General features: G+C 62.6%; 5 protein-coding genes and 1 pseudogene. 5 read left to right on the plus strand and 1 reads right to left on the minus strand.

Annotated elements, in window-relative coordinates; translation table 11 throughout:
- The first annotated feature begins 131 nt into the window (after positions 1-131).
- The 4 genes and pseudogenes from MOX02_RS28960 to MOX02_RS32545 all read left to right on the plus strand — a co-directional run.
- On the plus strand, positions 132-1706 hold the full coding sequence (locus MOX02_RS28960; protein WP_238180014.1) for a phospholipase D-like domain-containing protein: 1575 nt from the start codon (positions 132-134) through the stop codon (positions 1704-1706).
- 277 nt (positions 1707-1983) lie between these two features.
- A complete protein-coding gene (locus MOX02_RS28965) occupies positions 1984-2484 on the plus strand; it encodes an Hsp20 family protein (RefSeq protein ID WP_170268041.1) in 501 nt (166 codons plus the stop codon).
- Positions 2485-2578: 94 nt separating this feature from the next.
- Complete coding sequence (locus MOX02_RS28970; protein WP_147029243.1) at positions 2579-3100, plus strand: Hsp20/alpha crystallin family protein; 522 nt, start codon at positions 2579-2581, stop codon at positions 3098-3100.
- 148 nt (positions 3101-3248) lie between these two features.
- Positions 3249-3551, plus strand: a pseudogene (locus tag MOX02_RS32545) (NADH dehydrogenase ubiquinone Fe-S protein 4); the annotation flags it as partial.
- A 473-nt stretch (positions 3552-4024) separates the two neighbouring features.
- Here MOX02_RS32545 and trxC read toward each other — a convergent pair.
- A complete protein-coding gene (gene trxC / locus MOX02_RS28980; RefSeq protein WP_147029245.1) occupies positions 4025-4462 on the minus strand; it encodes a thioredoxin TrxC in 438 nt (145 codons plus the stop codon).
- Positions 4463-4671: 209 nt separating this feature from the next.
- Here trxC and MOX02_RS28985 point away from each other — a divergent pair, with 209 nt between their 5' ends.
- Entirely contained in the window at positions 4672-5901 is a 1230-nt protein-coding gene (locus MOX02_RS28985; protein ID WP_147029246.1) for a sensor histidine kinase, read from the plus strand.
- Positions 5902-6100 lie beyond the last annotated feature (199 nt).

Below are 6100 nucleotides of genomic sequence, written 5' to 3' on the forward strand. Positions count from 1 at the left end.
CATTTTCGTAAAAGAGTCCGTCCAGAGTGGCATGGCTGCCCGTCGTCAGGCCCGCATCGCTTCAGGACCTGCGGCCCCAGCGGGGCACTCGCGATTGTGCTGATGGCCCAACAAGCGCCGACACACCTACCATGCCCATCATCGCGGACATGAGGCAGCTGCCCTTGTCGCGGGACAGCTCAAGTCTGCTGTGGCCAGGCACGACTTGCTGGCGTCAGGAGAGAGCCGATCGGACCGCCTTGCTGGTTGACTGCGCCGACTACTTTGCAGCCGTCAAAGTAGCGCTGGAGCAGGCGCGCCGCTCAGTCCTGATCGTCGGCTGGAGCTTCGATCCGCGCACGCAGCTGACGCCGAGCCCCGATGGCCAGCATGAGCCAAACGCCATCGGCGACGTGCTGCGTACGCTGAAGGCGAAGCGCCCTGAGATCGAGATCCGGCTGCTGATCTGGGACATGGTCTGGCCACTGTCGGCCAGCCGTGAATTCACACCGGAGCGCATACGATCGGAACTCGGACCTGGCATCCAGTATGTCCTCGACAGCACGCTCCCGTTCGGCGCGTGTCACCATCAGAAGATCGTCCTGGTCGACGATCAGCTCGCATTCTGCGGCGGGAGCGACTTCGAGACAAATCGCTGGGACACCCCCGCTCACCGCGACATAGAGCCCTGTCGTCGGCTACCGTCTAGCCAGAGCTATCCACCGCGCCACGACGTCATGATGCTGGTTGACGGACCGGCCGCGCGAGCCTTGGCAGATCTAGCTCGGCAGCGTTGGAGGCGAGCAACAGGCGAGAACCTGCAGCCGGTAGAGGAGCGGCCCCACCCCGGCCTATGGCCGGAAGGCCTGCAGCCTACCCTGGCCGACACAGAGATTGGGATCGTTCGCACTCTGCCCGCTTTCCCGGAGCAAGCAGCAGTACGCGAGAGTGAGGCTTTGTACCGCGCCGCCATCGCTGCGGCTCACGAGGTCATCTACCTGGAGAGCCAGTACTTCACCTCCTCGTCTATCGCAGACGCGCTAGCCGCTCGCCTTCAAGAGGCAGACGGACCAGAGGTCGTGGTCATTGTCTCGGAGCACAGCCCCAATCTGTTTGACAGAGCGACCATGGACACCGCGCGCCGGGCGCTGCTGGCGGGCTTGCAACGGGCAGACCGGTATGGACGCCTGCGCGTCTGTGCGCCTCGCACGGAAGGCGGAAGGCCAATCCTGGTCCACTCCAAAGTCGCGGTCTTCGATGACTGGCTCCTGCGCGTCGGCTCAAGCAATCTGAACAATCGCTCCTTCGGCTACGATACGGAATGCGACCTCGCCCTTGAGGCCGCGCCCGATCAGGTTGAGCTCCGGCATGCCATCCGGCGGATCCGTGACAGCCTACTGGCGCACCATGCTGGCCTTCCCGCGGGTGAGTTCGGGGGTGCCGTCCGAGCTTCAGGGAGCGTTACCGCCGCCTTGGATGACGTGACTATGAGCTCCCCCAGGCGGCTCTGCTCCTTAGTTCCATCGCGCTTTGGCTGGCTGGAGAAGCTTGTCGCTCGCTGGCACCTCGGCGACCCAATGAGCGCAGAGGACGCTTGGCGTCCATGGCGCCGCAGAAGGGGTGCGGTCGTGGGCGCGGTCGCGGGTAGGGCACACCTCTGGGCGGTCTCGGCGGGAGCAGGTCCTGTCGCGTATGTCCTGGTCGGCTGTGAAGGGCTGCTCTGGTAGGGGTGCACACCCAGACCCCAAGCCTTTACAAGAGTGCGTGCTGCATTCGCACCCGCCGATCAGGCGGCCGGAGATCATGTAGATAGCTTCCCGCCCAAAACCGCAAGCACAAACTGGCAATGTCGCAAAAAATCTGCTGACGAACTCTTGACGGCCAGACGAGTTATTCCTAACTCGATGTGCGCCGGGCGCCCTTGTTCGGGCCCGGCACTGTCCAGAGGGTGCCCATCCTCGTGGGCACTCCTCGCATTCACGTTGCTCATAGGAGGATGTGATGATGAGGACCTATGACTTTGCTCCCCTGTACCGGTCGACGGTCGGGTTTGACCGACTGTTCGACATGTTCGACGCGCCGGGCAGCATGACGTCAGCCGGCGATTGGCCGCCCTACGATGTCGAGAAGACAGGCGAGGATCAGTACCGCATCAGCATGGCGGTCGCCGGCTTCAAGCCGGAGGATATCGAGCTCGTGCAGCAGGAGGACACGCTGACAGTCTCGGCCGCTAAGCAGCCGGAACCTGACGGCGTGCAGTACCTGCACCGCGGCATTGCCGCCCGTGCGTTCAAGCGCAGCTTTACGCTTGTCGGCCACCTGAAGGTGGTGGATGCCGGCCTGAACAACGGGCTGCTGACGATCGAGCTCAAGCGCGAAGTGCCCGAGGCGCTCAAGCCGAAGCGGATCGAGATCGCCTCCGCCGCGGGCAGCCAGGCAGCGATGCCGGCGGATCAGCCTGGCCAGATCGAGCACGAGCCTGAGCCCCCGAAGCAGGCTGCCTAAGAGCTGATTGAGCGTGCCGGCACACGGGACTGGGATTAGTCGGTCCTGCGTTCCGGCACCCACCTGATCTCTCAAGTGTCGACAGGAGGAGACAATGGCAATTCGTGACCTGATCCCCTGGGGCCGCAATGAGAGCCGCTCTGCGGTCCCGAGCACCCGCGGTGAGGAGGTTCATCCGCTGCTGAGCCTTCACCGTGAGATGAACAAGCTCTTTGACGACGTGTTCAGGGGCTTCGATGCGCCCAGCGTATTTGGCCGCTCCGGGTTGACGTGGCCAAGCGTCGAGGTGAGCGAGGCTGGCAACAGGCTGAAGGTTGCCGCCGAGATCCCGGGCATGGACGAGAAGGATGTTGAGGTCCTGCTCGATGATGACGCTTTGACGATCCGGGGTGAGAAGAAGGCCGAGACTGACGATAAGGAGCGTGGCTTCAGCGAGCGCTACTATGGCCGCTTCGAGCGTGTCATCCCGCTGCCCTATGAGGTTGATGAAGGCAAGGTCGAGGCCTCCTTCAAGAACGGTGTGCTGACCGTCAGCCTGCCGAAGTCGCCGAAGGCGCAGTCGAAGACCAAGCGCATCAGCGTCAACAGCAGTGGCGGGGAGGCCGCAAAGGCCTGAGCGGCACCTTCGCTTGTCACCTTGGGGTGGCCTTTCGAGGCCGCCCCGGACCGTGCCTCCCGCACGTAGCGAGGAGGAGCGTCGTGGAGCAGATCCGCAGGAAGCATGCCACCATATCTGGAGCCTGCTTTTGCTCATGGAGACGGCCATGAACACGGAGAGCATTGGCATCGGACACAATCAACTGCCACCGGAACCGCTGGTTTGGCATGAGTCTTGGCCAGCGGACGCAGTCGCCCGCATCTATCGGCCCTGTCGCGGAGTGGACACGGCTGGGCCGGCTCGCAACAAGAAGTGGGTCCTGCAGTTTGAGCGGCGGACCCCAGCGACTCTAGACCCTTTGATGGGCTGGACGGAGAGCGACGACCCGCTCGCGCAGATCCTGCTCACGTTCGACTCACTTCAGGAAGCCATCCGCTACGCCGAGCGCGAAGGGCTCACCTATCGGGTCGAGGGAGCAGCACCCAAGGCCGACGTAGTTCGCCAAGCACAGGCTCGCAAGCTCGCTGACATTCGCCGCCGCCAGGCTGCCGAGGCGCTCTACACGACAGCTAAGGCTCTTAGTTGGCAGGATCCGCGCTACGGTGTCGCCCCAGTCAGACAGCGCCCTGATCTCGATCGCGCTCTGACAAATCCCGCGTCGGCCTTCCGCTCGCCGCAGGAGGTTATCGCGGATGCTAGCCTCACCGGAGCCGACAAGTGCGAAATTTTGCGGTGCTGGCCCTGGGATGCTTGGCTAATCGAGACAGCGTCAGGCAAGGGCATGCCGCCGGGTGAGGAATCGCGCCTAGATGAGGTTGAGCAAGCGCTGCTCGCACTCGACAGCGGCGGGCAAAAGCTCCCCGGCCAGGATTTCAACTTGTTCTTTCGGTTCGATCACTCGGGAGCGGCGCATCTCAGAGCGCGAATGATGACAGTCACGCTTCAGCGGGCCGCCTGCTCCACCGAACGCGCAAGAGACGCCGAGTCCATGGCTCCGGCCTGTCGTGCCGCAACCCGACCGTTCTTGAAGACAAATAGGGCCGGAACGCCCTGGACCCTGAACTCAGCGGCAAGTTGTGGTTCCGCATCGACATCGACCTTCAGGAACCGCGCTCTCGGTCCGAACTCGTTTGCGACCCGTTCGAATGCCGGCGCCATCGCTCGGCAGGGCCCGCACCATGAGGCCCAGAAGTCGACGACGACCGGAATGTCGCTCCGCTCGATGTGACGCCGAAAGCGCTCGCCGCCGATCTCGATAGGCTTACCGGAAAACAGCTTCGTGCCGCATTTCCCGCATTTTGCCGTTTGTGCCGGACGCTCCCGCGGGATCCGATTGACGCTGTCGCATGCAGGACAAACAACGTGGAAGCCTTCAGACATGGGTACTCTCGTGTTCAATCCCCAAACAACAGCATCACCTATGTCGGAGTTGGAACAGAGAATGTCTATACTGCTGCTCTCTCCTCGCTTTCCGGTGAGGCGGTTTGCTTCGGTCAGAGCGCGTTCCCGCTTGTGTAGCGGGACCGGAACAAGGAAAAGCGAGGCGCAAAGCTGCCAAGCTCTGGGGCGAGTTCGAAAGACAACCGGATATGAGCGCAGACAAACCGAACGTTCTGGCCATACCGCCGGAGCAGGGGGGTGGGGCCGCCGAGGAGCTAGCTTACCGGCTTCACCAGCAACAGCTCACCGCTGAGTTTGGGTTGTATGCTCTCAGGACGCACGACATTGATGCCGTGCTTCAAGAGGCGACGCGGTTGTGTTCGGAGGGGCTCCAGAGCCCATTTTGCAAAATCATGGAGTACCTACCCGCCGAGCATCAATTCGTGGTGCAGGCCGGTGTCGGCTGGAAGCCCGATTTTGTGGGAGCCAAGAGGACGGGAGCCGACAGCGAGAGCCCGTCCGGGTACGCTTTTCAGACCGGCGAACCAGTGATTTCGGATCACCTCAAGGGCGAGAGCCGCTTCCGAACAACCGAGGCCCTGGCGGAGCATGGCATTAAGCGGGCGATCAACGTTATCATCCGTAGCGAGGGCCAGCCCTTCGGCGTGCTCGAGGTGGACAGCCCAACGGAAGGACGGTTCACCGAATCCGACATCGCCTTCCTACAAGGGATCGCCAACCTGCTCGGCGGCGCCATCGACCGGCAGCGCACCGAGGAAGCTCTGCGCCAGAGTGAAGCCCGTTTGCAGGAAGCGTTGGCGCATCAAGAGGTGCTCACGCGCGAGATCAGTCATCGCGTCAAGAACAGCCTCACGATGGTGGCAGGCTTGCTAGACATGCAGGGGCGCACGGCAGCCGATCCCGCGCTGTGTGCGGCGCTTGCTGATGCACGGACCCGGGTGCTGACCATCGCGAGAGTGCATGACCAGCTGTGGCGTAAGAACGAGGTCGAGCACCTCGACTTGGCGGAGTTCCTGCAGGACCTCTGCGTACAGTTGAGCGCATCAACAGGGCTGAACCACACGCTCGTCTGTGAGGTTGAGTCGCTCGCGGTAGCAACGGATCAGGCGGTGCCACTGGGACTTATCGTCAACGAGTTGGTCACCAACGCGTTCAAGTACGCCTATCCTGAGGGTATTGGCGAAGTGAGGCTCTCGGTGACACAGGCGCGGCCTGGGCATCTTAGGCTTGAGGTGTGTGACAGGGGCGCGGGCTTGCCGCCCAACTTCGACGCTGCAGAGTCCAAGAGTCTGGGCCTGAAGCTGATCGTCAGCCTCGTTCGCCAGATTGGCGGCCGAGCCGAGTGGCAGGATGCGCAGCCCGGCACGAGATTCGTGCTGGAATGCCCGCACCAAGAATTCGCACATTGTGACTCTTAAGGATCGCGCGAGACCCTTGCATGAATTAGCACCATACCCAACTCAAGGAGGCTGGCGATCAGTAAGATGCCGGCTTTCAGTCCGCGAATACCGCTGAGCAATCTTCTTCGGTTCTGGCGCGCCTCTCAGAGGGCGTGAGGTCTGATGGAGGTCGAATATGAATTTCGAGAAGTACACCGAGCGCGCCCGCGGCTTCGTG

It is taken from the genome of Methylobacterium oxalidis, assembly GCF_007992195.1.
Lineage (GTDB): Bacteria > Pseudomonadota > Alphaproteobacteria > Rhizobiales > Beijerinckiaceae > Methylobacterium > Methylobacterium oxalidis.

Bases quoted from the DNA above. Each gene is read 5' to 3' on its own strand.
- MOX02_RS28960 (WP_238180014.1), top strand. From the start codon at position 132: ATGCCCATCATCGCGGACATGAGGCAGCTGCCCTTGTCGCGGGACAGC.
- MOX02_RS28965 (WP_170268041.1), top strand. From the start codon at position 1,984: ATGAGGACCTATGACTTTGCTCCCCTGTACCGGTCGACGGTCGGGTTT.
- MOX02_RS28970 (WP_147029243.1), top strand. From the start codon at position 2,579: ATGGCAATTCGTGACCTGATCCCCTGGGGCCGCAATGAGAGCCGCTCT.
- trxC (WP_147029245.1), bottom strand. From the start codon at position 4,462: ATGTCTGAAGGCTTCCACGTTGTTTGTCCTGCATGCGACAGCGTCAAT.
- MOX02_RS28985 (WP_147029246.1), top strand. From the start codon at position 4,672: ATGAGCGCAGACAAACCGAACGTTCTGGCCATACCGCCGGAGCAGGGG.